23 protein-coding genes and 1 pseudogene are annotated in these 23,944 nt (G+C 63.6%); 9 read left to right on the top strand and 15 right to left on the bottom strand.

The features are described from left to right. Positions 1-145 precede the first annotated feature (145 nt). Together NOCYR_RS07895 and NOCYR_RS07890 are read right to left on the bottom strand one after the other, a co-directional pair. Positions 146-769, bottom strand: coding sequence for a hypothetical protein (locus tag NOCYR_RS07895; protein WP_014349832.1), 624 nt, complete (start codon positions 767-769; stop codon positions 146-148). Positions 770-870: 101 nt separating this feature from the next. Then, positions 871-1,092: a YgaP family membrane protein gene (locus tag NOCYR_RS07890; RefSeq protein WP_014349831.1), complete on the bottom strand. Its 222-nt coding sequence runs from the start codon at positions 1,090-1,092 to the stop codon at positions 871-873. 110 nt (positions 1,093-1,202) lie between these two features. Here NOCYR_RS07890 and NOCYR_RS07885 point away from each other — a divergent pair, with 110 nt between their 5' ends. From NOCYR_RS07885 to NOCYR_RS07870, 4 genes are all read left to right on the top strand, one after another. Continuing rightward, positions 1,203-3,362, top strand: coding sequence for an MMPL family transporter (locus tag NOCYR_RS07885; RefSeq protein ID WP_014349830.1), 2,160 nt, complete (start codon positions 1,203-1,205; stop codon positions 3,360-3,362). Between the two features lie 72 nt (positions 3,363-3,434). Beyond that, the gene (locus NOCYR_RS07880) at positions 3,435-3,704 is read left to right on the top strand and encodes a metal-sensitive transcriptional regulator (protein WP_014349829.1); all 270 of its coding nucleotides are present in this window, start codon (positions 3,435-3,437) and stop codon (positions 3,702-3,704) included. 51 nt (positions 3,705-3,755) lie between these two features. After that, positions 3,756-4,007 carry a YgaP family membrane protein gene (locus tag NOCYR_RS07875; RefSeq protein ID WP_014349828.1) on the top strand — a complete coding sequence of 84 codons (252 nt, stop codon included), beginning with the start codon at positions 3,756-3,758 and terminating at the stop codon, positions 4,005-4,007. Between the two features lie 48 nt (positions 4,008-4,055). After that, positions 4,056-4,475: a DUF302 domain-containing protein gene (locus NOCYR_RS07870; RefSeq protein WP_014349827.1), complete on the top strand. Its 420-nt coding sequence runs from the start codon at positions 4,056-4,058 to the stop codon at positions 4,473-4,475. A gap of 237 nt (positions 4,476-4,712) precedes the next feature. On the opposite strand, the gene NOCYR_RS07865 is transcribed toward NOCYR_RS07870, so the two are convergent. From NOCYR_RS07865 to NOCYR_RS07855, 3 genes are read right to left on the bottom strand one after another with little or no spacing between them, the layout of a single operon-like run. Then, on the bottom strand, positions 4,713-5,255 hold the full coding sequence (locus NOCYR_RS07865; RefSeq protein WP_014349826.1) for a PaaI family thioesterase: 543 nt from the start codon (positions 5,253-5,255) through the stop codon (positions 4,713-4,715). Between the two features lie 25 nt (positions 5,256-5,280). After that, a complete protein-coding gene (locus NOCYR_RS07860; RefSeq protein WP_014349825.1) occupies positions 5,281-5,730 on the bottom strand; it encodes a universal stress protein in 450 nt (149 codons plus the stop codon). A 29-nt stretch (positions 5,731-5,759) separates the two neighbouring features. Continuing rightward, entirely contained in the window at positions 5,760-7,265 is a 1,506-nt protein-coding gene (locus NOCYR_RS07855) for an MFS transporter (RefSeq protein ID WP_048833996.1), read from the bottom strand. 188 nt (positions 7,266-7,453) lie between these two features. Here NOCYR_RS07855 and NOCYR_RS07850 point away from each other — a divergent pair, with 188 nt between their 5' ends. After that, on the top strand, positions 7,454-8,134 hold the full coding sequence (locus tag NOCYR_RS07850; protein ID WP_014349823.1) for a TetR/AcrR family transcriptional regulator: 681 nt from the start codon (positions 7,454-7,456) through the stop codon (positions 8,132-8,134). A 485-nt stretch (positions 8,135-8,619) separates the two neighbouring features. On the opposite strand, the gene NOCYR_RS07845 is transcribed toward NOCYR_RS07850, so the two are convergent. From NOCYR_RS07845 to NOCYR_RS07835, 3 genes are read right to left on the bottom strand one after another with little or no spacing between them, the layout of a single operon-like run. Next, a complete protein-coding gene (locus tag NOCYR_RS07845; RefSeq protein ID WP_014349822.1) occupies positions 8,620-9,660 on the bottom strand; it encodes a BtrH N-terminal domain-containing protein in 1,041 nt (346 codons plus the stop codon). Further along, entirely contained in the window at positions 9,654-10,832 is a 1,179-nt protein-coding gene (locus tag NOCYR_RS07840) for a cytochrome P450 (RefSeq protein ID WP_178128353.1), read from the bottom strand. Before NOCYR_RS07840 ends, NOCYR_RS07845 begins: the two co-directional genes overlap by 7 nt. Positions 10,833-10,870: 38 nt before the next feature. Beyond that, positions 10,871-11,401, bottom strand: a complete 531-nt coding sequence (locus NOCYR_RS07835) for a PaaI family thioesterase (protein WP_048833156.1) — start codon at positions 11,399-11,401, stop codon at positions 10,871-10,873. Between the two features lie 220 nt (positions 11,402-11,621). Here NOCYR_RS07835 and NOCYR_RS07830 point away from each other — a divergent pair, with 220 nt between their 5' ends. Next, positions 11,622-12,278 carry a TetR/AcrR family transcriptional regulator gene (locus tag NOCYR_RS07830; RefSeq protein WP_171048474.1) on the top strand — a complete coding sequence of 219 codons (657 nt, stop codon included), beginning with the start codon at positions 11,622-11,624 and terminating at the stop codon, positions 12,276-12,278. Between the two features lie 470 nt (positions 12,279-12,748). Here the strand turns inward: NOCYR_RS07830 and NOCYR_RS07825 are convergent, their stop codons facing one another. From NOCYR_RS07825 to NOCYR_RS07805, 5 genes are all read right to left on the bottom strand, one after another. Further along, the gene (locus NOCYR_RS07825; RefSeq protein ID WP_014349818.1) at positions 12,749-13,492 is read right to left on the bottom strand and encodes a TetR/AcrR family transcriptional regulator; all 744 of its coding nucleotides are present in this window, start codon (positions 13,490-13,492) and stop codon (positions 12,749-12,751) included. Positions 13,493-13,598: 106 nt separating this feature from the next. Next, positions 13,599-14,630: a ferredoxin--NADP reductase gene (locus NOCYR_RS07820; protein WP_014349817.1), complete on the bottom strand. Its 1,032-nt coding sequence runs from the start codon at positions 14,628-14,630 to the stop codon at positions 13,599-13,601. Between the two features lie 45 nt (positions 14,631-14,675). After that, complete coding sequence (locus NOCYR_RS07815) at positions 14,676-15,533, bottom strand: SDR family NAD(P)-dependent oxidoreductase (RefSeq protein ID WP_014349816.1); 858 nt, start codon at positions 15,531-15,533, stop codon at positions 14,676-14,678. After that, positions 15,530-17,128 (bottom strand): flavin-containing monooxygenase, encoded by a 1,599-nt coding sequence (locus tag NOCYR_RS07810; protein WP_048833154.1) that lies wholly within the window; start codon positions 17,126-17,128, stop codon positions 15,530-15,532. The genes NOCYR_RS07815 and NOCYR_RS07810 overlap by 4 nt, the downstream gene beginning before the upstream one ends. A 198-nt stretch (positions 17,129-17,326) precedes the next feature. Beyond that, positions 17,327-18,313: an AurF N-oxygenase family protein gene (locus tag NOCYR_RS07805; protein ID WP_014349814.1), complete on the bottom strand. Its 987-nt coding sequence runs from the start codon at positions 18,311-18,313 to the stop codon at positions 17,327-17,329. A gap of 256 nt (positions 18,314-18,569) precedes the next feature. Here NOCYR_RS07805 and NOCYR_RS30310 point away from each other — a divergent pair, with 256 nt between their 5' ends. The 3 genes and pseudogenes from NOCYR_RS30310 to NOCYR_RS28215 form a co-directional block, all read left to right on the top strand. Continuing rightward, positions 18,570-18,905 carry a DUF4873 domain-containing protein gene (locus NOCYR_RS30310; RefSeq protein ID WP_014349813.1) on the top strand — a complete coding sequence of 112 codons (336 nt, stop codon included), beginning with the start codon at positions 18,570-18,572 and terminating at the stop codon, positions 18,903-18,905. A gap of 54 nt (positions 18,906-18,959) precedes the next feature. Next, positions 18,960-20,597 (top strand): MFS transporter, encoded by a 1,638-nt coding sequence (locus NOCYR_RS07795; protein WP_048833152.1) that lies wholly within the window; start codon positions 18,960-18,962, stop codon positions 20,595-20,597. Between the two features lie 182 nt (positions 20,598-20,779). Next, positions 20,780-21,838: pseudogene (locus tag NOCYR_RS28215) on the top strand (integrase core domain-containing protein); the annotation flags it as partial. Positions 21,839-22,365: 527 nt separating this feature from the next. Here NOCYR_RS28215 and NOCYR_RS28210 read toward each other — a convergent pair. Both NOCYR_RS28210 and NOCYR_RS28205 read right to left on the bottom strand, forming a co-directional pair. Continuing rightward, positions 22,366-23,199 (bottom strand): alpha/beta fold hydrolase, encoded by an 834-nt coding sequence (locus tag NOCYR_RS28210; protein ID WP_158430140.1) that lies wholly within the window; start codon positions 23,197-23,199, stop codon positions 22,366-22,368. 105 nt (positions 23,200-23,304) lie between these two features. Continuing rightward, a complete protein-coding gene (locus tag NOCYR_RS28205) occupies positions 23,305-23,940 on the bottom strand; it encodes a hypothetical protein (protein ID WP_178128354.1) in 636 nt (211 codons plus the stop codon). Between the last annotated feature and the right edge of the window lie 4 nt (positions 23,941-23,944).

Below are 23,944 nucleotides of genomic sequence, written 5' to 3'. Positions count from 1 at the left end.
TTGGTGACCGATGCCGCCCTGGCTTCGGCCACTCGCTGTCCGGCACCAGTTATCGGGGATGACCTGGCGCGGAGGGCCTCAATGCGGGCGCCGCAGCCGGACCAGGTGGTTTTGCCGCAGGCGGGGCATCGGGCCGGTGAGCACATCAGTGACCCTCCTCGGTGGCGGCGCCGTTGATTCTCGGCGGGCCTTGGTAGGGGCGATGCAGGGCGGCGAATCCCGGGGTGGTCGCGGCGGTGACCAGGGCGGCGAGCAGGTCCGGGCCGCGCTGCGCGGTCGGGGATTCGGTCAGGACGGGGCCGTGGAAGCCGTGTCCGTCGATGACGATGATCGGACTGCCGCCGGCGCTGCCGAGCGCGTCCTGACTGGCTCGGTGGGTGTTCGCGAGTTCGGCGTCGAGGGTGGTGTCGTCGGTACGTTGGGCCAATGCCGGATCCAGGCCGGCCTCGGTGAGTGCGTCGGTGATCGCGTCATGATCGATCTCGTCGCCGCGAACGTGCAGTCGTGTCCCCAGGGTCTCATACAATCGCGCGAAGGCCTCGCTTCCGGCGGTGTCGGTCGCCGCGGCGAAGACCCGGCCCAGCCGACGTGATCGCTGGATCATCGGCTTGTGATCGGCGTCGACGTCGCCGCCTTCATTGAGCACCGCCAAGCTCATCTGTTGTAGCCGCACAGTGTGCGGACCGGATTCGGCGGCGGCGAGCAGCCACCGCGAGGTCACCCATGCGAACGGGCAGACGGGATCGAGATAGAGGTCGATTTCGGCCATCGACGGCCTCCTGAGGGAAATGGTAGGAACGGCGGCTGGTGTCTTGGCGCGAGCCGTGGGCCGCCGCGCAGGGTTTTGATGCGGTGCGAAAGTTGGGCCGATCAGTGGCTGCTGCGGGGTCGGCCCTGCAGGTCGACTCCGAACACCGGACCGAGCAAGCAGAAGTTGAACACTCCCGCCGCGATCGGGACCAGCCCGATGATCGCCACCACGATCCCGGCGGTCCCGCCCACGAGGAGCAAACCCGCCGCGATTACCACGATTCCGGCGGCGATGCGGGCCAGGCGCCCGGCGGTACTTCGCATGAATTCGACGATGCCCATAACGCTGCACTCCTTCGACGCAGAGACAGGGGTTGCGCCCAACTATACCCCCTGGGGTATGGTCGGACTCGACATTCAATATACCCCATGGGGTATCAAAGGAGGGTCGGATGACCGAAACGAAGCTCGATACCGCCCCGGCGAAACCACCCCGCACGACTTCCGGGCCAGGAATGCTGGGTCGGTGGGGCGCGTTCATGGCCGGGCGCACCCGGGCAGTGATCGGGATATGGCTGCTGGTGCTGATCGCACTGGGCGCGGCCGCGCCGAGTGTGTTCACCTCCCTGGCCGGGGCCGGGTGGCAGGCCAACGGCTCGGAATCGGTCCGCGCCCGAGAACTCGCCCAGCAGCATTTCGGCGGTAACTCCTCGGCCGCGGTGCAGGTGGTGATCCATTCCGACACCGCCACCATCGGCGACCCGTCGATGGCACGGGTGGTCGAGCAGGTCACGGCGGTCTTCGCCGGGGACGAGCGGATTGGGCAGGTGATCGCCCCGCAACCGGGGTTCACGATCAGCCCTGATGGACACACCGGCATCGTGATCGCGGGCGCCAATGCCTCCACCGATGACATGGTCAAAGCCGTCGACGAGCACAAAGCCGCGTTGACCGCGCTGTCCGAAGACGGGATCGAGGTGTATCCGACCGGGGCGTCGGCGTTGTGGAGCGATTTCAACGCCGCCAACCACGACGCGATGATCCAGGCCGAGATGCTGTCGTGGCCGGTCACCCTGGCGATCATGGTGCTGGCGTTCGGGTCGCTGGTCGCGGCCGGGCTGCCGCTGCTGCTGACCCTGGCCGGGCTGGTCGCCTCCGCGGGGGGGCTGGTGCTGCTGAACCAGATCACCCCGATTTCGGTGTGGGCGATGAACTTCGCCATGATGTTCGCCCTGGCCCTGGGCATCGACTACGCGCTGTTCCTGGTCGCGCGCTTCCGCGATGCGCTGGCCCGCAGCGGCGATGCCCGCGCTGCGGTCGCCGAAACAATGGACACCGCCGGCAAAGCCGTCCTGCTTTCAGGGCTGACGGTGCTGGTGAGCTTGTCGGCGGTGCTGATCGTGCCCGCTCCCGCCGTGCGGACCATGGCGGTCGGGATCATGCTGGCGGTGGTGTTCGTGCTGGCCGCGACCCTGACCCTGTTGCCCGCCGTCCTCGGCGCGCTCGGCGCCAAGGTCAACGCCGCCGCGCTGCCGTATGCGCGTCGCCAGCAGCATCGCTCGCCGGTGTTCGCGCGTTGGGGCCAGATCCTGCACAAGCATCCGTGGCCCTTGGCCGCGGCGGCGCTGGCCATCCTGATCGGGCTGGCCGCACCGGTGTTCGGGCTCAAGACCGCGATGCCCTCGATCGCGGTCGTGCCCGCCGACGCGCCGGTGCGCCAAGGCTATGAACTGATCGCCGGCCAGATGGGTCCCGGCGCCCCGGGCATGCTCTCGATCATCACCCCCGCCGCCGACGCGCAGGCCACCGCAGCCATCGCGCGCGCCAGCGACGGCATCGTCATGCTCACCCCGCCCCAGTCCGCCGCCGACGGCGCTGATCTGGTGATGATGCAGGCCATGCCCGCGGTCGATCCCTCCGCACCGCAGATGGCGGGAATCCTCGACCAGCTGCGCGCCGACCTGCCCGCCGACGCGGTGGTCGGTGGCGCGGCGGCAGAAAACCTCGACCTGCAACAAACCCTCGACGACTATCTGCCGATCGTGGTGGGCATCATCTTGGTGCTCGGATTCGTGTTGTTGCTGATCGCGTTGCAGGCCCCGCTCATCGCGGCTCTGGGCACCCTGGTCAGCCTGCTCTCGACCGCGGCCGCGTTCGGCGTGGCCAAACTGATCTTCCAGGACGGGCACGGCGCCGAACTGCTCGGCTTCACCCCACAGGGGTTCCTCGACGGGTGGGGGCCGGTGTTCTTCTTCGCGATGATCTTCGCCATCGCCATGGACTACACAGTGTTCCTGCTGGCCACCGCCAAAGAACACTACGAACGCACCGGCGACCCCCACGCCGCGCACGTCGACGGGCTCGCACACTCGGGGCGGGTCATCTTCGCCGCCGCGGCGGTCATGGTGGCGGTGTTCTTCACCTTCGCCCTGGCCGACCCGCTCCCGCCCAAGGAGATGGGCATCATCCTGGGTGTCGCGGTCCTGCTCGACGCGATCCTGGTGCGGCTGGTGCTGTTGCAGGTCATGCTGCGCCTGACCGGGCACGCCGCCTGGTGGAGCCCGGCGTGGCTGACCCGGGTGCTGCCCACCATCAGCTTCGCTCACCACTGACGTGCGCAAACCCCGCCCGAAATACCCCGTAGGGTATTCTGGGGGGTACGGCACGAGAACGGAGACACCACCATGGTCGGCGACGAGAACAGCATCGCACCGGTACTGAACCGGCTGCGTCGCGCACACGGACAGCTCGCGGGCGTGATCGCGATGATCGAGCAGGGACGCGACTGCAAAGACGTCGTCACCCAGCTCGCGGCGGTCTCACGTGCCCTGGACCGGGCCGGATTCAAGATCGTCGCCACCGGACTACGCGAATGCCTGGCCGGACAACCCGGCGAAGGCGCCGACCCGATGACCGTCGAGGAACTGGAAAAACTGTTCCTCGCCCTGGCCTGACCCCCACCCGCCCCGGTCCTGGACACGGACCCGGGCAAGGAGGAAGCACACATGACGCTGCCCACGCGACCGCGCACCTGGACCATCGACCGAGTGGTGCCGCTGCTGGCGGGAACGCTGATCCTGCTCAGCGCCGCCCTGGCCGCGACACTCTCACCGTGGTGGCTGGTACTGACCGCCCTGGTCGGGGCCAACCTGCTGCTCTACAGCGCGCTCGGCTGGTGCCCGGCCAGCCTGCTCATGGCCCGCCTCGGCCTGCCCGCCGGCACCGCGACCTGCACGGCCCCGCTCCCGCACAACTGACCACCGCCACACCCCACGCGTCACCGAACCGAGAAAGCGAGTCCGCACATGACCGACACCGGTACCGACCTGGGACTGTCCACCACCGTGACCGCCAGCTTCGCCGATGCCGTCGACGCCGCCAAGCGCGCGCTGGCCGAACAGGGCTTCGGCGTGCTCACCGAGATCGACATGCAGGCCACCCTGAAAGCCAAACTCGGCCACGACATGGAGGACTACCGCATCCTGGGCGCCTGCAACCCGCCCCTAGCCCACCGCGCGGTCGAGATCGACCGCCAGATCGGACTGCTGCTGCCCTGCAACGTCGTCGTGCGCCGCTCACCCGACAACGACACCGACATCATCATCGAGGCGATGAACCCCCAACTGATGGTGCAACTCACCGGCCAACCCGCGCTGGCACCGATCGCCGCCGACGCCGCGGCCAGGTTGCAGGCAGCCATCGACTCCCTGCACCATAGGCCCTGACCCCGCGCCAGCGCAGCGGCCAGCCGTAATGGGCATTGCCCGAACGCGGCGACTATCGCCAGGTTCTGCAGGAGCAGCTTGCCGAACGGGGTCATCCAAGCCGTCGGCTGCCTGGACCGCGCAACGCGTCACGCACGGGCAGGGTCGGTGAGGGTCTCGCTTTCGCATGTTTTGCGCGACGAACCGGTCGATCTCGATGTTCTGCTGGCCGAACTGCTTCCCGAACAGAGCTGGGCGTTATCGGTGTGCGGGGGTGGTGTGTTGTGGGTTCAGGAAGTGGTCGATGTCGACGATGAGGAACAGGGCGGTGGCGGTGGTGACCACGTGGGCGTGGTCGTTTTCGATGGTGGCTTGGAGGTGGAGTTTGCGGCCGTCGCGGGCGTGGATGTGGGCGCGCAGGGTGTAGGGGGTGTCGAGCAGGACGGGGGCGAGGTAGTCGATAGCGAGGTGGCGGGTGACGGCGAGTTCTCCCACGCTGTAGAGCAGGAATCCGAACAGGTCGTCGAGGACGGTGGCGACCGCGCCGCCGTGGGCGATCGCGGGGGCGCCGACGTGGCGGGCGTCGAAGCGGTGGTGGGCGTGGACACCGTGTGCGTCGCGGCGGGGGCGCAGGTGGTGGCCGTGTGGGTTGGCCGGTCCGCAGCCGAGGCAGTGGTCGTGGTGGGGCGGGAGGTCGGCGGAGTCGGGTGCGACCACTGGAAAGGCAGGGATCCAGTTCTCGCTCCCGAAGGTTTCGGATCCGGGTTCGTGTGTGCCGGTGCTGGGTGTGTCCTCGGTCATGGGCGCTTTCTGCGGGGATGTGTGGCTACGGGGTGGTGGTGAAGAGGATGTCGCAGTGGGCTTTGCGGGCGAGCTCGATCGGTGGGGTGGTCAGCAGCCTTGCCAGCAGCGGTGGCCGGTGGGGGTCGGCGGTGACGATGAGGTCGGCGCCGGTGGCGGCGGCCAGGTGCAGCAGCGCGTGTGGGGTGGGTTGGTCCAGGATGTGAGTTTCGATGTTGGTGGCGCCGTGGCTGATCGCGTGCTGGTGGGCGGTCCGCAGGATGGCGTCGGTGGGAGTGGTGCCGCGTAGCTGGTAGGCGTCGGGTCCGAGCCGGTCGAGGTCGGCCCCGAGATCACGTTCGTCGATGTCGTGGCGGGCGCAGATGATCAGGAGCCGGGCGTGGGTGGCGTGGGCGAGTTCGGCGGCGTGGTCGACCACATGGTAGGAGCGGTCGGATCCGTCGGTGTCGACGATGATCGTGCGATAGGCCGTCATGACGGGCGTCTTTCACGAGAAGGGGTATCTCAGGGGGATGGGGTGGACGGGTGCGGGCGTGGTGTTCGGAATCGGCGGGTGGTGGGGCCCGGGGCGAGGAATGCCAGCACGATCGCCCCGATCGTGGTGAGGGCGGCCAGAGTGAGCGCGGCCTGGCCGCTGCCGCGCACGAACGCGGCCTTGGCGAACTCGGCCAACGGCGCGGCTACCGGTCCTGCCTGGTCGGCGACCTGTAGAGCCGCGGCCAGGGAATCGGCGACCGGGCCGCGGGCGGGCTCAGGCAGCCGGGACAGCGCGGGCGCGATGTGGTGGGTGTAGCCGGCGGCCAGCACGCTGCCGGCCACGGCGATCCCGATCGCGGCCCCGATCTCGCGGGCGGCGTCGTTGACCGCGGCAGCGACCCCGTGTTTGGCCTCGGGGGTGTCGGCGACGATGGCATAGGTCGCTGGGGCGGTACACAATCCCAGGCCCGCGCTCATGATCAGCAGCGGCCACAGCAGATCGAGGTAGTGCGCGGCCAGGGTCAACCTGCTCACCAGGACCAGCCCGGCGGCGATGGTGAGCAGGCCGACCACAGTCATCACCCGCAACCCGACCAGGCTCGACAGCCACGGCGCGATCACCGAGATCGCGACCAGCGGCACCACCATCGGCGCCAGCGCCAGCGCCGAGGCCAGCGGCCCGTAACCGAAGATCAACTGCAGGTACTGCACCAGCAGCAGGAACACCCCGAAGGTGACCAGGAACTGGATGGTCACCGACAGCGACCCGGCACCGAAGCCCCGGCGGGTGAACAACCGCACATCCAGCAGCGGCGCCGCCGAGCGCAGCTCGACGACCACGAACGCCACCGCCGCGGCCACACCGATCCCGGCGGTGGCGGCGACGAGCGGGTCGGCCCAGCCGCGCGCGGGGACCTCGACCGCGGCGAACACGATCGCCGCGACCGCCACCGCGACCGCGCCCGCGCCCACCCAGTCCACCGGCGGATGCTCGCGCTGGCGGGACTCGGCGATGGTGCACGCCAACCCCGCCAGCACTGCCCCGGCCACGGTCAACCCGACGAACACCGATAGCCACGACCACCGCTCGAGCAGGAGCCCGGCACCGAGGATGCCCAGCACTGCCCCGGACCCGGCGACCCCGGCCCACACTCCCACCGCCCGGCCACGATGAGCAGGAGGGAAGCTCGCGGTCAGGATCGACAGTGTCGAGGGCATCACCAGCGCCGCGCCCGCCCCGGCCAGCGCGCGCGCCGCGATCAACCAGGCCGGGTCGGACAGCAGTAGCGGCAGCGCCGAGGCAGCTGCGAATACCGCCAGTCCCGCGACCAGCACCGCGCGGCGCCCGTAGCGGTCGCCGATGGCTCCGGCGGGCAGCACCAGACAGGCCAGCACCAGGGTGTAGCCGTCGACGATCCAGGTCAGCTGGGCTTGGGTGGCCCCGGTCGCGACCGCGATCTGCGGCAACGCCGAATACAGTGCCGCCATCGCCGCGACGACCAGCGCCACCGCCAGGCACGACACCGTCAGCATCCACCACTGGGCCCTGGTCCAGCGGGCGATCTCGACCGTGTCCGTTCCGGGTCTGGTCACCGGCACCTCCCAACGTTAAAGACTACCAGTCTCGGTGCGAGACCGTCAGTATCATAATGGTCGGGGTGTGGGATGATGTCCACACATTCGCACGATTTGAACGACACGAACCGGAGGAGCGCGCGGCCATGACCGACCGGGATCCCGCAGTGACCGACCCGCTCACCACCGCCGAGGAGCAGGCCGATCCGCGGCTGGCGCGCTCACGCAACCGGTTGCTCGACGCGGCCACCCATCTGCTGTCGACCGGTGGTGTCGAAGCGGTCACCGTCGAGGCGGTCACCCGCGTGTCGAAAGTCGCTCGCGCCACCCTCTACCGGCATTTCGGCAGCACCACCCAGCTGCTCGCGGCGACTTTCGAACGATTGCTTCCCCAGGTCGACGCACCGACCGGCACCGGGCCCGTGCGTGAGCAGCTCCTGGCGCTGCTCACCACCCAGGCCGACCTCATCGAACAAGCCCCGGTACAGATGACCACCCTGGCCTGGCTGGCGATGGGATCTATCGGCGAGGACCACCCCGACCCGGCCGCCGTCACCTCACTACGCGCCCGCGTCATCGAGCAATACCGCCACCCGTTCGACCAGATACTCACCAGCCCCGACGCCCGCGCGATGCTCGGCGAGCTCGACACCACCTTCGCCATCATCGAACTCCTCGGCCCGATCGTGTTCGCCCGCCTCACCGGACTACGCACCATCGACCACGACGACTGCGCCCGACTCGTCGACAACTTCCTCACCGCCCACCGAAAGTGCCCGGCCGAAAACGGGCCGTCCGGCAGTGAGGGTGTTCGAGCGCCTTCCTGACCTGCGCATCACTGAGCAGCCACTGCCACACCAACTTTGCGAATGCCGAGCCCAAAGCAATCGACCGGCCCCGAGCACCGTCGCAGTGCGGACGCTTTCACACAGGCGACCCCGCCGCTGACGTGGCCGGGTTCAAAGGCGGCGGCGTCCATGGGTATCGGCGTCCAAATGCCCGACACGACCAGGCGCGCAAGCGCAGTGGTCGCGACGACCGTGATGGTTTCCAGCCGTGTCTCCCAGCGGACGCGACTGTCCCGGTCGGTGCAGGATTTTGCGCCCTATTATGCCTGTCGCTCTGCTATATCGCGCGGGTCCAGAGCGGATTGGTCGGTGACATCGACCAGGAGCTGGGAGTTCATCGCTTCAATGGTGACGTCGTCGGCCCGGTCCCGGGCCACCGCCTGGGGCTACCCCATCCCCCACAGGCGCACTTCACCACCGGTCTCGAAGCCGTAGCGGATGTACCTGTCTGCAGACAAGCTGGTTCAGAGTGAGTTGGCGGCGGCGGCGAGAAGATCTGCCAAGGTTTCCTCCAACTCTGGCAGCACGGCGGCATGCCGGGCTACCTGAACCGAGCGTCGCGATGGGGTTTCATCGGAGACGGCGATATGGGCGAGCCTCGTCCAAGACTGTGCGGCCAGCCGTGCTGCGCGTGCGGCCGCGTGAACCTTCGGATTGCGCGTGTAATCGGCGAGATCGACGCACCCTTGAGCGATGAGGCGTCGAAACAGACCGCCTCCGGTACCCGCTTTTTCGATGAAGGCAGCGAGTGACCTGAGCACAGCCTCGAGGTCTTCGTCTCCGAAGATGTCGGGCCAACGGGAGACGTCTTCAGCGAAGCGGCGAACGCCGTCGAGCCCGGTGCCGGAGACACCGTTCGAGGCCGGCGCGGCAATCGAACTGGGGCCCCCATGTTTCAGGGTTGCCGCCGATTGTTCGAGCGCTGCGGCAGCCATGGACGGGAGGTCAGGCACGTCGGAGGGCCAATCGACTATGTACGTGGCGTGGCGTGTGGGTGTCGGGAACCCCGTGGAGGCTCGTGCCCGTGCCAATGCGTCATACGACACCGTCTGGATCTCATCGCGGTCGTTGTCGACGATATACGCCTCGCGAGCCTCGTCATCATAGCCGACGATAACGATGTCGTGGCGGCTCATGCGCAGTCGTACCCGCAGGTATGGGAGTTCAGCGATGTCGGCCCAGACCATGACGGGCCGTCCGGAGTCCAGTTCGGTCCTCACCCATTTCCAACCGAGGTCGGGATCCTCGGTCTGACGTAGTTCGGTCTTCGCACCGAGGCGCCTCAACAGGTCGACCTCCAAATCCCCACCACGCCCCACCAGGTATATCGGAGGATTGATCGCATCGGCGCGCAGGTAAGCGAAATCGAGTGCGCCGCCGAGTGTGAACACGAGTCCTTCGCTCAGCTCGCCGTCCCAGCCAAGCCCGGCCCAGGACATAAGATCGCGCAACGCACCCGAACCACAATGGCCGCCCTTCAGGTGCGGGTAAGGCTGGATCAGCATCCGGTGACCACCTTCAGACTCGACAGCCCGCGAAAGGACAACCCCGTACGCCAGCGAGGTTGTTCGACGAGCCTAAGACCGGGAAAACGCGCCGTGAGGAGTGGGAACAGTACGGCTCCTTCGAGCCGCGCCAACGGCGCGCCAAGACAAAAGTGAATGCCGGCACCGAACGATAGCGGCGGGGTCCCGGTTCGGGTGATATCGAGGCTATCGGGGTCGCAGAATCGGTCCGGGTCTCGGTTGGCCGCCCCGAGCAAGGTCAATACAACCTGGCCAGGATCCAGGTCGACTCCTGCCACCCGTGTTGGCTCGAGCACCGTGCGCCCATTGGTCTGGACCGGCGAGTCGTAACGCAACAATTCTTCGACGGCGTTGCTCGCCAGATCGGGCCTGGCCCGCAATAGGTCCATTTGGCTGGGATGGGCGAGCAGTGCAGCAACGCCGTTACCGATGAGGTTTGTGGTGGTTTCGAACCCTGCCGCGAACAACAGTATCGCGGTGCCAACGCATTCGTCGTCGTCCAAGACGTCGTCGCCATGCGCCACGGCGAGACGGCTGAGCAGGTCGTCGTCCGGGTGGGCGCGTTTGGCCGCCAGGAGGTCTGTGAAGTACGTTGCGAGTTGGTCTTCCGCTTCACACGCGGCAGTCAGCGCCGCGGCGTCCGCGCTGGGCTCGAGCGAGGCGACCAGGGCGCGTACCAGAGGAGCGGCCACGGCTCGATCGGTCACTGGCACTCCAAGAAGATCGCCTATTACATTCACGGGCAGCGGGAGGGCGAGATCGCTGATGATATCGGCGGAACCCTGGTCCTCGATGACATCGATCAGATCACGGATCTGCGTGACAACGCGGCCTCGCAACTCGTCGATGTGCCGAGGGGTGAAAACGTCAGCGACCAGCCGACGCAGCCGGTGGTGGTCAGGCGGGTTGCGGAACAGCATGGTGCGCCGGAATCGATGCATAGCCTGACGTTGCAACTCTTCGGGAATCTCCGACAAGCCGAATCCCAGCGACTCGTCGGCCTTGCCGAGGCTACGGTTACGGAGCGCAGCTGCGCAGTCGTCGTAGCGACTCAGTACCAGGACCCCCGATCGCGTGACAAGCACGGGCTGAGTCTCGCGCAAGCGTCGGAACGCCTCGTAGGGGCCGGCTGAGCCGTGATCGGTCAGCAAGACGTCGAGGAGTAGTTCCCTCTCAGTTGGTCCAGCAGTCACGCCTGCCTCCGAGCCTTCGCCCGCGACTGCAGGAAGTGTTCGGCCTCGACCACGATGAACACGGCGGTTGCCGTAGTGACCGAGCGCCCTTCTAGATCCTCCATCCTGGCCGCGAGATTCAACTTACGGCCATGCCGCGACCGTACCTCGGCGTGCAGCGTGTAGGGGGTATCGAGCAGTACCGGGGCGAGATAATCCATGTCGAGATTCCGGGTCACGGCGAGTTCGCCGACCGTGTACAGCAAGAAGCCGAACAGGTCGTCGATGACGGTCGCCACCGCGCCACCGTGCGCGATCCCCGGCGCTCCGACATGACGCTGGTCGAAAAGATGGTGAGCAACGACGCCGCCCTCGCAACGCCGCACCGATAGGGAATGTCCGTGCGGGTTGGCCGGCCCACAACCAAGACAGTCGGGATGGTGCGGCGGCAACTCTGGCGATCCGGATTCCAGGAGCCGGAACGAGCGCACCCAGTCCTCCACGCCTGGGTCAGACAACCTACTGACCGCATCCGAAGCCTTGTCCATGGCCAGACCTCTCTGTCGACTAACGCGCGCCCAACATCAGACTCGAGCAGGACCGCGATACAACTACATTGGAGACAATCAGAACCATTTTGTCAACAATTGATCAGATCTCCGCTGCTTGTCGCGCATAGCTCGCGATCAAGCAACGCGCGGACATGACGAAGTGTCCGGGAGTTTGTCCACTCATGAACAAAACCCACGTTCTGTTACCATCCGAGGGGTGGTGGAAGAATCGGTGAGGCTGTCGTTCAGGCGACACCTCCGCGAGGCAGCAATCCGCGCCGCCCGCGCCCTGACGGTCGAGAAGGGCTGGGAACGTGTACGATTCGGCGAGGTAGCCGGTCTGATCGGAGTATCACGCGCCACGCTGTATCGAGAGTTCGGCGACAAGCAAGGGCTTGGAGATGCACTCGTTCTGCACGAAGCGGAGCAATTCCTGACCGGGATCGAGGATTTGCTTGCTTCCAACCGCAGCGCGTTGCCTGAATCGATCCGAGCGATAGTTCGCTACACGCTCGACGAGGCTGCAACCAGCCCCTTACTCAAAGCCGTCCTGACTACACCCGGTAGCGGCCCGCGCGATGAAACCGGCGTCCTCCCCCTGTTGACAACCTCTGCCTCCATGCTTCAACTCGCGTCCGAGCGACTGGTCACCGCGTTCCTCCACCACTACCCCACCATCGACGCCAATGACGTGGCCGACGCAGTCGATGCGCTCATTCGATTGACGATCAGCCATCTCGTACTACCGGCCAGCGACAGCGCCGAAACGGCACGCCGGATCTCCGAGATTGCCCTACGTTATCTCGGGGTGGGCTCTGCGGGTCTCAGACCAGATGCCTCAGCTGCATGCCACAACGCGGTACCGAGCCATTGAAGCAGCGGTACCCTCGTTTCCCTTGATTCCACAGCAGCTGGTTCAACGACAAGTAGGCGGCGACGTTCTCGAAACGTAGCTCGGACTCGGCCGGAGGAACGTCGAGCGCGAAGTGGTCGCCAGCGGTTGCGGGCGGTCTGAACCAAGTTCGCGTCGGATCCATCGATTCGGGTCCGCAGGTTCGCACGAAAGCAATCCCGAAAAATGACACATGAGCTGTCATGCACAAGCCGGGCAAGCCCAACCAGCTGCTGCGTTGGGTAGAGCAGCACCGACGACGCTGACGCACCGAGCAATCGATGCGGACCAGGCCGATCGGCGGTCGTCCCGCCCACCGGCGATGGCGCGACAACGGCATTGCTCACGGGTCTTTTGCCCCGCGGGGATGCAATCCGGCAGTGTCACCGCGCTATGGCAGATAAGCTCATCCCGCGTCGTCTTCGACCGGCGTTTGGCTCGAATTCGCTCAGCTAAGCCTCGATCAGTCCAATATTCTCAATCCGCAAAGTCGAATCCGGGTCTATCCGGATTCCACGAGCTCGCGCCGAGGAATCGATAATCCCCCAAATGATTGCGCTGAGATGCTCGACGAAAGCCTTTCTCGGCATAGCCGAGGTCGGATCGGATTGCGAGTTTATCCACCAATCCGTCGCGGAGAGGCTCGCCCCTACGATCGACTGCACCACCAAGTCTATGCCCGACGTGTCAGCCCCAGCGGTGTCCAAAACCGTGACGAAATGACCCGCAATGAAACCTGCCAGTTCACGTGCGTTCTCAAGAGCTGGATCCGATCCCGATGAATTGTCGCTAAAATGACTACGAACGAGAAACTGGAAGACGTTCTTGTGCTCGTCGACCAGCTGCGCGTATTGCTCGACGAGCTGATTCATCACACTTCGAATCGGATCGGATCCGAAATCAACGGTAGCAAGCACATTCGACCACATGAGTTCCTTCGCACGTTCGATAACAGCTGCACGAAGGCCCAGTTTGTCCTTGAAGTGGCGATACAGCTTGGGTTTTGTCGCACCCGCCTCCCGAGCGATGTCGTCCATGCTCGCGTCCGGACCGTACTTGCCGAAGGCACGGTACGCTGCGTCGACCAGTTCTGCTCGAACCAGGACCCGGTGCTCTTCCCATCGGCTCGAGCGTGCGTCAATTCGCCGAACCACCGAGCTACCGACCTCCCGAATCCGCTTTTGTGCGCCCGCCATCTGGCCGAGTATACGCTATCGGACAAGTGACCGATATCGCGGGCGGCGATTGCGCGCTGGATCGGGCGAGCATGAACGCCGTTACGGGGCCTGCGCGAACGCATGGTCAGTCGAATGTCACAGTCACCGAATTGGTGGCGGGTACCGACTGGCATGCCAGCCGATCACCTTCCTCGATATCATCATCATCGAGTACCTCGTTTACTCTCATCTCTATATCGCCGTCGATAACCTTGCACACACATGCACCGCATCCGCCTTCCCGGCAGGAATACGGAGGCGAGTACCCCTCGTTCAACAAGACCTCGACGAGGGTCAAATCTTTCGGCCATTCCAGCTCGGCGCGATCACCATCGAGATATACTACTAGACGGGCTTGTTCGTTCGTCATTGATTCCTTGACGTAGTTCTCCACGTCGAAGGGATCGGAGTGCAGAGATTGGAATACTTCTCGGTGTAGGTTCCGGTGCTGCACGCCGGCTTCGCGCGCCGCGTCTACCACCAAATCCATGAACGCCGCCGGCCCACACAAGAAATACATCCGATTTCGGTACTCACGGCAGATTTCAAGGATTGCGCTTCGGTCCGGTAGCCCACGCTCGCTCTCCAGCCACTCGATGAGAGTCAGTCGCTCGGGAAACTGCTTGGCGAGGTAACGGAGGTCTTCACCGAAGATGACGCTCTCGGCATGCTGGTTGGCATAGAAGAGAACGAGATGGCCGCCACCTTCGAGCAGAGCCGACTTGACGATGGATAACACCGGGGTGATTCCGCTACCAGCTGCGAACAGAACCATGTCCGCATCCAGGTCTTTCGGTGTGAAGTGCCCGGTGGGCGGCAGAACGGTTACCTCAGCGCCAACCTTGATGTTGTCGCACAGCCAGTTAGATCCGTACCCGCCCTCCGTGCGTTTCACTGTGACAGCTAGCGAGTCGTCTGCATGCGGGGAACTCGAGAGCGAATAGCATCTGGCCACATATTCCCCGTCGCCGGCTCCGGGAATACGCAACGTAAGAAACTGCCCGGGGTCGTAGGCAAATACGCCCAATTGCTGCTCGGGCACCTCGAACCAAATGGACACCGCATCCGCTGTTTCCTGCACTACACGGGAGACCGTGAGTTCACATGGCATGCTCATCTTCCAGGATATTCCTTCTCTATTATTCCGGCCCGTGGCCCAGATTCAACTGTCGCGCTTGACAAGGCCGTAACGACGGCCGATCGCATAGCCGACACGGGCCAGCGGAGCGTTCAGGTCCTGATACCTCGGCCCCACCGCGCGGGCGACGAAATCGAAACCCAGGGCATCGGGTCCGATAAGGACTCGAGGTTTGTTCCGTCGCACGCCCTTCAGGATCGTTTCGGCGGCGCTTTCCGGAGTGGTGAGCGCTATACGATCGAAACCGGCGACAATCTTCTCCTGATCACCCATCGCGCCGACACCTCGAGCTCCGCGCACAATATTTGTGCGAACACCACCCGGATGCACGCATGTTACGCCCACCGGTAGCCGGTTAATTCGCATCTCCTGGCGCAACGCCTCGGTAAAGCCTCGGACGGCGAATTTGGAAGCATTATATGCGCTCTGACTGGGAATGGCCATCAGTCCGAAGACACTCGACACGTTGACAACATGGCCGTCGCCCGAGTCGATCAGATCCGGAAGAAATAGTTTCGTGCCGTTCACGACTCCCCAGAAATTGATCGACATCAACCATTCGAAGTCGATCCATTGCATATCCAGTATGTCGGCGCCGAGTGCGACCCCGGCATTGTTGATTACCATACTGACCGAACCGAAGTCGCTGAGGACCTGACGACGATATTCCGTGAATGCGCTACGATCGGCCACATCGAGCTGATAGTGCTGGCATTCGACACCCAGCGCGGTACACATGGAGGCGGTTTCGCGGGCCCGTTCGCCGTCGATGTCGGCAATGGCCAGCCGCGCGCCCTCGCCGGCGAGTCGAATTGCAACTGCACGGCCGATTCCTGAACCTGCCCCGGTTACCGAGACGACTCGGTCGCTGAACTCTCTCATCTCGGCAAGCTACCCTTCTTGATCGAATTCGGAAGGAGGTCGCCGCTTTGATCACCTGTCGACTCGCCGACCAACGCGAAATCAGAGTCCGCGACATTGCGGGTACGCCGCCAATACTGCCAGGTGAAACCTGGCCAGACCGTCCGATTGACACCCTGTGCATCGAGGTACCAACTGGTGCACCCCCCGCTGCTCCAGACCCCGTTCACCAATTTCCGCTGGATGTCCGAGTTGAATTCCCGCTGAACGGGTTCACGCACCTCGAGCGCAGCTGCGCCACGTTGCTTCGCGAGCCGAATCGCGCCGATGATGTACCTGATCTGGCATTCGATCATGAATACCACCGAGTTGTGACCGAGCCCGGTGTTGGGGCCGAGCAGGAAGAACAAGTTCGGGAAACCTGCGGTGGTGATGCCGAGATGGGTTTGAATCCCTTCGTCCGACCATACGGAGGAGAGTTCACGACCGGACGCACCCTTGAGCCGGAGGTGGTCGAACCCGTCGGTTACGTGGAAACCGGTGGCATAGATGATCACGTCGACCGGACGCTTGTCACCGGACTGGGATATGATGGCGTCCTCGGTGATCTCGGCGATCCCGTCGGTGATGACGGATGTAGTGGGCCGATTCAGCGCTGGGTAGTAGTCACTGGAACCGAGGATTCTTTTGCACCCGATGCGATACGTGGGGGTGAGCTTCTTGCGCAGCGCGGGATCATCTATTCCCCGCGCTATGTTCCACTTGGCGACACTCTCGAGCGGACGCATGAAATTGATATGTCCGTTCAGTCCTATCGACAGTGACTCCGCTGACCAGTAGATGGCAGTCCGGAGGGCTTTGGCGAGGATCGGCGCCCTCGTGAGCAGGGCTTGGATCACCTTCGGGACCTTGACGTTCCTACGGGGCAGTACCCACGCCGGCGTCCGCTGGTATAGATGCAGTTCATCGGCTACCTTGGCAATTTCCGGAACGAATTGGATTGCGCTCGCACCCGTCCCGATAACAGCGACCTTCTTGCCATCCAATGTGCAGTCATGATCCCACTGCGCCGAGTGAAATGCTGCACCAGCGAACTTCTTCTGCCCCTTGATCTGGGGGATATTCGGTATATGGAGTGCGCCTACGCCTGAAACCAGGAATCGGGCGACGTACTCGTTGCCGTCGGAGGTCGCAACATGCCACGCGGAATCACTAGGATCCCAGTATCCGGATTGCAAGGCCCGCCCGAAATGCGTGCGGCTATAGAGATCGTACTTGCGTGCGAGACTCAGGAGATACTGCTGAATTTCATCCTGTCCTGCCCACAAGTGACTCCAATCCGGCTTGGGCTCGAAAGAGTACGAGTACATGTGAGAAGGGACATCGCAGGCACAGCCCGGATATGTATTGTCGCGCCAGGTTCCGCCGATTTCGGAATCCTTCTCGATTATCAAGAAGTCATTCATTCCCGATTTCAGCAGTTGAATCGCCATTCCCATGCCGGAGAATCCGCTCCCGACGATGAGGACCTCTGTTGTGTGCACCCTCTCGCTCGCTGCACGACCTCCCGAACCATTGGTCTTTCCCGTGTATTTGGCAGAACGGTTATTACTCATCGATTTCCTCTGAACGTTGGCTCACGTGCGGTACAGGTGGCCACAAATTTTCGATAGCTACTCAGCTACTGCGGATATGTCGGACCGGCGGCAGGACCGAGGAGTTCGCGGGATTCGACGAGTGCCCGCCGCAACATATCACGGCGCGACTTGCGCTCAGCAATATGCGTGGTGCTGTTCACGCCGGTCCGAGTCTGTTCACCGCCGGGCGATATCGTCGGGGAGGCTCCTCGTCAGGCGCCAAAGGAACATGGTGAAGCGACCTTCCATCATTCCTGCCTCATCGAAGAATCGGATCATCGGCTCGGACATGAACTGCAGGTTCTCCCGGTAGTGCGGGCCGAATTGGCAAGCGAGGAACCCCCGCAGAGGATGCACGCCGACAGCACGGTACAGCTTGGGATTGATCAAGATCGGGTAGGACAGGTTCGCGACAACTGCGAGGACGCCGCGGTGCCATGCCCGCGAGATCCGGCCTCGCGACCGCATACCCTCGACAAGCTCGGAGCGCGCGAACGTGATGTGGCGGGCCTCCTCGAGCACGTGAATTTTCATCAACTGCCGGACCTGCGGTTGTAGGCGTTCGTCGTTCATCGCTTCACGCTGTGCCCGATCGAGAATCTCCTCGATCAGCAAGGTCGCGCCCTGGATCGAGGGCCCGAGCGGGACGAAATGCAGGATCTTCGCCAGCGACAGAAACCCTGGCGGAAGCTTGTAGGGCGGGATCCCCGTTTTGGCGATCAGACGCGCGAACATTGTGGAATGGCGGCTCTCGTCGCCAACCTCGGCAAGTGCGTATAGGGCCTTGTTATCGACGAGATCACCCGTCGTGTTCAGCCGTAGCAACGCCATACTCAGCAAATTCTCGGCGTAGATCCCGAAGCTGAGGATGCTCACCAACTCATGTTTGCCCAGGTCGATCTTCTGTTCCTCGGAAAGCCGGTTCCACAGACCGGTGCCGTAGAGGGACAGGCGATGCTCGGGGAACCACGCCTTATCCGGCAACCACGGACTATCCCAGTCGATGTCGACTTCGGCGTCGTAGAACTTCTCTACGGAAGTCTTGAGCAGTCGTCCGGCCGATCGTTGCAGGTCAATGGGTCGCCGACCGCTCACGCGCGCCATACCGTCGGTGGTTACGGCAATCTGCCCGTTGGTCTCGGCCCTGACGTCACTGGTCGTCATCTGTCGCTCCTTTGAGACTCGATCGATGACTCTGCATCGATACATCCAGTCCGGATCAACGTCCGGTGGCAGTAACCCGGTATCCGCTCAAGAGTGCAATACGGGCAGTAGCGGATACTTGGGGTATGAGGTAACTTTGACCCCGGCGGCGCGGCTTGTCAAGGGCCGGCCCCGATCCCGACGCCGGGCTACTTGGCCCCAGTGCCGGGCGATCCGATCGCTGGCGTCGACTATCGACCAAACGGAGGAGTTCACAGTGAAGTCTCAGAGTCCGCACGATGCCTCTGACTACATCGGGCCGGCCACAGTGGTGATCGCAACCGACGACGTCGAGGTGCAAGTCGAACTGCGCGGCTATTTCCAACCCATCGACGGCCGCTTCAGCTGGTACGGGCGCATCCGCCAGAACGACGAACTCGACAATCTGTTAGGGGGACGCCGACGTTCCGTGCTGATCCGGACCAGTACGGGCGAGGCGCCGGCGACCATCGGCGATCGTGACTTCTGGGGCCGCTATCGAGTTCAGGGCAGAGGACGACCGCCCTATCACGTGCCGACGACGCTGGAGGAAGTAGAAGCTACGCAAAGCTGAGCCGTAGGACCTACGCGAATGCCGACGACGCCCCGAAGGGACCAGGATACCGACATGATCAGCTTTGGAGACCGGCTTCGCGACCGCAACTCCGCGGCTTGGACGCTGGCCATAACCTGTGCCGCAGTAGCATTGGTTGTTGCGGCCATGGCAGCGCTGTACACCGCTCTGCCTGCCCTTGCGCTCGACATCGGCGCAGATCAAAATGCTCTCACATGGATCGTCGACGGATACACGCTGGTCCTCGCCTGCTTGGTTTTGCCCGCTGGCGCGATCGGCGATCGGTATGGGCGCCGACGCGTTCTAATCGTCGGCCTGGCGGTCTTCGCGGCCGCTTCAGTTGTGCCTGTATTTCTCGATACTCCTGCGGCACTCATTGCCTCCCGGGCCTTGGCGGGCGCAGGAGCAGCTTTCGTCATGCCGGCGACCCTCTCGCTTCTGACAAGCAACCTCCCAGTGGAGAAGCGGTCGTACGCGGTCGGAGTCTGGGCCGGGATCGCCGGCTCGGGTGGCGTGATCGGCATGGTGGGATCCGGTCTGCTTCTTACCCAGTGGTCGTGGCATTCGATCTTCGTCGGTCTGACCGTCGTCGCACTACTACTGCTGGTTCTGGCCTTCACCGTGCCTGATTCACAGGACGCCGAACTCCCGCCGTTCGATCTTTTCGGCATGTTCTGGGTCGTGCTCGCCATCGGCACGTCGGTGTTCGCGGTCATCGAGGGTCCGTCGCGCGGCTGGACGGATGTCCGGGTTCTTGTCGCAGGTGCGGCGGGAGTAATCGGCACCGTGGCATTTATCCTCACCGAGGTGCGTGCCGAGCACCCGCTACTGGACGTGAGCCTGTTCCGCCGCCGGGGCTTCTCGAGCGGCGCGCTATCGATAACCATCCAGTTCCTCGTGACTTTCGGTGTGATGTACCTACTGGTACAGCACTTCCAGCTCATCCTCGGGTTCGATGCCCTCGGCTCGGCGCTGGCGCTGGCGCCGATGGTCGTTCCGCTTATCGTGATGTCACTCGTGTCGCCGGCAATCGCTGCATGGGCGGGATTGCGGGTGACGACAGCGACCGGTCTTCTGACCATCGCCGTCGGCTTACTCGCCATCCTTCGCCTCGACACCGGTTCGTCGTACTTCGACGTTCTCTGGCCCCTGTTGATCATGAGCGCCGGGCTGGGCTTGTCGGCCGCCCCCGCGACCAACGCGATCATGCTCGACACACCGTTGGAGAAGCACGGGGTATCCGCTGCGGTCAACGACGCGACTCGCGAAGTCGGCGCGGCCATCGGCATTGCCGTCTCCGGTAGCATTTTGTCCGCGAGCTATACCTCGAGGATCAACGAAGTGCTGGACCGCCTTCCCGAGCCTGCGCGCGCTCCGGTCCGCAGTTCCCTGGCCGGTGCCCTCGAAGTCGCTGAGCGTGCCGGTAATGTAGGAAGGCCTCTCGCCGACTATGCGAAGGATGCCTTTTGGAGTGGGGTGGAACATTCGGCGCTCGCGCTGGCAGCGATCACCACAGCCGGGGTTCTGATCCTCGTCCCACTTTCCCCTCCACGAAAAGCCGCCGAAAGCGGTATCCGACGGCGCCGCCGACGTCACCTCCCCTGGCCTACACACGCCGCTCGAACCAGTCGATCGGATGCCCACGCCAATGACCGATCGATGGCATCAGTGCGGCGAACACTCGATCCATAGTCAGTTGCGTTGTCCCCCATGCATCGCATAGCGGCCCGTAGGTCGAATGGGCAGTGTCTGATCATCGAGGATAGGTAGGTTCAAGTGGTGCGCGCTTTGCGAATTCGTCTGACCTGACCCGATGACATTTGGTCCGGCGGCTGTGAGAGCATTGCCGCCCACGTAGTGGGCAGGAACGCTCGATGACTATGGCGACACGAAAAGGGCACACACCTCCACAGGCCGTGCGCAAGCTGAGCAAGGCCGTCCACCTGCTGGGCGAGAATAAGGAAGTCGCCGTCACTGCAGATCACCATGGCCACCTACTAACGGTGGCGCAACCAGTTCGGCGGGCTGAAGGCCGGCGACGGCAAACGGTTGAAGGGCCCCGAACGCGAACACTCCACTCTGAAAAGTCTTCTCGGCGAGGCGAAGCTAGAGAAAGCTGCATTGAACGAGATCGCCAAGGGAACCTTCTAGACCCGGAACGCCGGCGGGCGGCCGTGGCGCACCTGGTGCGGGTGCTCGGGGTCCGCGAAAGGTTCGCCTGCCGGTTACCGGCGAACATCGAAGTACACAACGGCGCGTTCGAACCACCGACACCAACGCACATCCCGATGCGGCTTTGCGTGAATGGCTGCGTGCCTGGACGAAACCCATCCACGGCAAGGATTCCGCCGCGCCTACCACGGCGCCCGCAGCGAGTGCTGGACAGTCAATCACAAGAAAATCCAACGCCTCTGGCGCGACGAGGGATTACGAGGGCCGCTGCGGCGCCGAAACGCCTGGAAACCACCACCACCACGACGGAGGCAAAGGCACCCAACCGTGTATGGGCAGTGGACTTCCGATTCGATGCCAGCGACGACGCACGCCCAGTCAAGATCGTCTCCATCGTCGATGAAACACACCCGCGAATGCTTGGGCCGGCTGGTGGAACGATCGATCACCGCCGACGGACTCATCAACGAATCGCTGTCGATCGCAGCTACCCCGCCGCCCTGCGCTGCGGCAACAGACCAATTTCGCGTGCCAGGCGACTGGGCGGCGGAACGGGTCTGCTCAGCGTTCGTCACACTAGCCGACCCTGCCGCAACGGCTACATTGTATGGTTCAGCCGCCGCCGACGCGACGAATGCCCCAACATCAACAGCTTCTGGTCGTTGGCCCAAGCCCGCGTCGTGATCAGCGACTGGAAGGAAGAATACAATCACCGCCGAAGAGATTCCGGCCTGGGCTGCAACGCCCCAGCCGGATACGCTACAACCCTGCATCCCCTACAACTGGTTCTCACACGCGGCGGACCGACTACCGGGTCCCGTCACCGCTTAGGATACTCCGACCCGGTCGGCGCAGAACTGGTTGCAGGGCAACCGAAATCATCTCCCGACCGTTGTCCAACCTAGAACCGGGGCGGCGGACCGATGATGGTGACCAGCATGTTCTGTAGCTCGGTACCTGCCGCCGGGCACAACCTTGAACAACAGCTTCGCCGAGACGTTCGACAACAAGGTTGCGAACCCGCGCGCCGGGCCGCAACCGCTGAAACAGCCAGCTGGAACCCGCATTGAAATCGGTGGCTTCAAAGCCGACCATAACTAGCGGCACCGGCAGCCGGCGCTGGACTATACGACATCGGCCCCAGCGCGCTGCGGCTGCACCCACTACCCTAACAGTCATCATCCGGCTGTTGAGAAAGGGCGTTCCGCGGTTCCCGGACCGATATCAAGCTCTGATAGCGAACTATTCGCCTATCGTTACCCTCAGCGCATGACGAATGTTAATGCCGCTATGCGACGGTTGCTTCGCGAATGCGCGCTTCCCGAGTCAATCCGAGGAGATGGACGGCCACCTCACCGCTGCGTTCGTAGGGCAGGTAGTGCCCAGCCTTTTCGAAGATGACCAAATGACTCCCGGGAATACGATGCCGAAGCGCACGCGAGTGATGAACGGGGGTCAGGCGGTCACGAGACCCGACCAGCACGACGACGCGACAGCTGAATCTGCCCAGCACGCCGTAACGTTTGTGAGAGAGTATCGAACGGGTCAGCTCCGCGACATTGCGAGAATTGCTCTTCGCGAGCTGCAGCACAGCACGGTTCATATCGTGCCGACGAGGACGCGCTCCGAATAGGATGCCTCGTGTCGACTGCCGCATCAGGAAAAGCGGCCGGGAAGGAATCCTGATATAGGGTAGCGCCTCCAGACCCAGCATTATCAGCCTTCGCCAGAATTTGCTGCGCAGCATATTTCCCAGAATATCGCCCGCCCCTGTCGACACCAACGCGACGCCGAGGATTCTCGGTCCGAGCACCTCACTGTGACGTTCAGCCAAGGCCATGAGAGTCATCCCTCCCATCGAATGACCACCCAATACGACCGGACCCGTAGGCACAGTTTCCGAAAGAATAGTCGCAAGATCGTCCGCAAGAATCTCGAGGCTGGCCGGAGCCGACTCCGAATCCCCGTGTCCCCGATGGTCGTAGGTGACGACGCGAATAGTCGGGTCCGCAGCGATCACAAGCTGAGCAACGTCCTCCCAACTCTCGTGCGACAACGCGAGTCCATGGGTCAAGACCATAGTCACTCGCGGGGTCTGCGAGCCCCATTCGGTGATCTGCAATGTCGGACCGTCGTCCCGTGTGAGAGCGAGTCGGCGGCAGGGAACACCCGCGCTGGAAATCGAAGTCATTATTCCAAGCTCCTCAACGTCGAAAAACCCCGGTGACTATTTGGCCGGGAGTGCCGAGTCGACACCACCGACATCTGTTACCTTCCAATCCAGATTCTTGTCAACTGTTACGGTATAGGTAACAGTCGTTTGCGCACCCTCCGGTATCTGCGCACTCTTCGATGTCACATTCAGGAACACATTGACGACATAGACACCCGATCGTTCGGAGCGCACTGTCGCCGCGATGGGAACTCCACTAGAACTCCACTTCAGTGGCAGCACAATTTCTTTCAGCTGCGGAGCAGTGGCATCGAACTTGTTTGCAAGAACGGGCGAGACGTTGGACTTCAAACCACGAACCCACTGGTCGAAATTCTGATAGTCGATATTCGAGGCTCCGACTGCATACTCAGACGCTACTTCTTCGGCGCGCTTCTCCGCGGCTACGACAGCGTCCCGATCTTTCAACTCGCTCCTAGCCGAGAGCCACAACGGAATCGAAACGGCCACCGCGACAACAAGGAGGGCTACTGCGGTTCCCAAGGCCAGAGAACGCAGGCTTATCGAGAACGACCTCTCCGACCCGCGTGCGCTCGAGCCACCCTTGACCGACGTCCGAGGCACACCCGCGTCAACCGGCTTTTCTTCCGCAGCTTCGCGGTCAGTATCATGAGAATCTTCTGTGGGCATAATC

The organism is Nocardia cyriacigeorgica GUH-2, from assembly GCF_000284035.1.
Lineage (GTDB): Bacteria > Actinomycetota > Actinomycetes > Mycobacteriales > Mycobacteriaceae > Nocardia > Nocardia cyriacigeorgica_B.
The sequence above is the reverse complement of the archived record's forward strand: the minus strand, read 5'-3'. Positions and strand labels throughout refer to the sequence as shown.

What these genes read in the sequence shown, in the direction of transcription:
- NOCYR_RS07895 (WP_014349832.1), bottom strand. Translation starts at nt 769, where the DNA reads ATGGCCGAAATCGACCTCTATCTCGATCCCGTCTGCCCGTTCGCATGG.
- NOCYR_RS07890 (WP_014349831.1), bottom strand. Translation starts at nt 1,092, where the DNA reads ATGGGCATCGTCGAATTCATGCGAAGTACCGCCGGGCGCCTGGCCCGC.
- NOCYR_RS07885 (WP_014349830.1), top strand. Translation starts at nt 1,203, where the DNA reads ATGACCGAAACGAAGCTCGATACCGCCCCGGCGAAACCACCCCGCACG.
- NOCYR_RS07880 (WP_014349829.1), top strand. Translation starts at nt 3,435, where the DNA reads ATGGTCGGCGACGAGAACAGCATCGCACCGGTACTGAACCGGCTGCGT.
- NOCYR_RS07875 (WP_014349828.1), top strand. Translation starts at nt 3,756, where the DNA reads ATGACGCTGCCCACGCGACCGCGCACCTGGACCATCGACCGAGTGGTG.
- NOCYR_RS07870 (WP_014349827.1), top strand. Translation starts at nt 4,056, where the DNA reads ATGACCGACACCGGTACCGACCTGGGACTGTCCACCACCGTGACCGCC.
- NOCYR_RS07865 (WP_014349826.1), bottom strand. Translation starts at nt 5,255, where the DNA reads ATGACCGAGGACACACCCAGCACCGGCACACACGAACCCGGATCCGAA.
- NOCYR_RS07860 (WP_014349825.1), bottom strand. Translation starts at nt 5,730, where the DNA reads ATGACGGCCTATCGCACGATCATCGTCGACACCGACGGATCCGACCGC.
- NOCYR_RS07855 (WP_048833996.1), bottom strand. Translation starts at nt 7,265, where the DNA reads ATGCTGACGGTGTCGTGCCTGGCGGTGGCGCTGGTCGTCGCGGCGATG.
- NOCYR_RS07850 (WP_014349823.1), top strand. Translation starts at nt 7,454, where the DNA reads ATGACCGACCGGGATCCCGCAGTGACCGACCCGCTCACCACCGCCGAG.
- NOCYR_RS07845 (WP_014349822.1), bottom strand. Translation starts at nt 9,660, where the DNA reads ATGCTGATCCAGCCTTACCCGCACCTGAAGGGCGGCCATTGTGGTTCG.
- NOCYR_RS07835 (WP_048833156.1), bottom strand. Translation starts at nt 11,401, where the DNA reads ATGGACAAGGCTTCGGATGCGGTCAGTAGGTTGTCTGACCCAGGCGTG.
- NOCYR_RS07825 (WP_014349818.1), bottom strand. Translation starts at nt 13,492, where the DNA reads ATGGCGGGCGCACAAAAGCGGATTCGGGAGGTCGGTAGCTCGGTGGTT.
- NOCYR_RS07820 (WP_014349817.1), bottom strand. Translation starts at nt 14,630, where the DNA reads ATGAGCATGCCATGTGAACTCACGGTCTCCCGTGTAGTGCAGGAAACA.
- NOCYR_RS07815 (WP_014349816.1), bottom strand. Translation starts at nt 15,533, where the DNA reads ATGAGAGAGTTCAGCGACCGAGTCGTCTCGGTAACCGGGGCAGGTTCA.
- NOCYR_RS07810 (WP_048833154.1), bottom strand. Translation starts at nt 17,128, where the DNA reads ATGAGTAATAACCGTTCTGCCAAATACACGGGAAAGACCAATGGTTCG.
- NOCYR_RS07805 (WP_014349814.1), bottom strand. Translation starts at nt 18,313, where the DNA reads ATGACGACCAGTGACGTCAGGGCCGAGACCAACGGGCAGATTGCCGTA.
- NOCYR_RS07795 (WP_048833152.1), top strand. Translation starts at nt 18,960, where the DNA reads ATGATCAGCTTTGGAGACCGGCTTCGCGACCGCAACTCCGCGGCTTGG.
- NOCYR_RS28205 (WP_178128354.1), bottom strand. Translation starts at nt 23,940, where the DNA reads ATGCCCACAGAAGATTCTCATGATACTGACCGCGAAGCTGCGGAAGAA.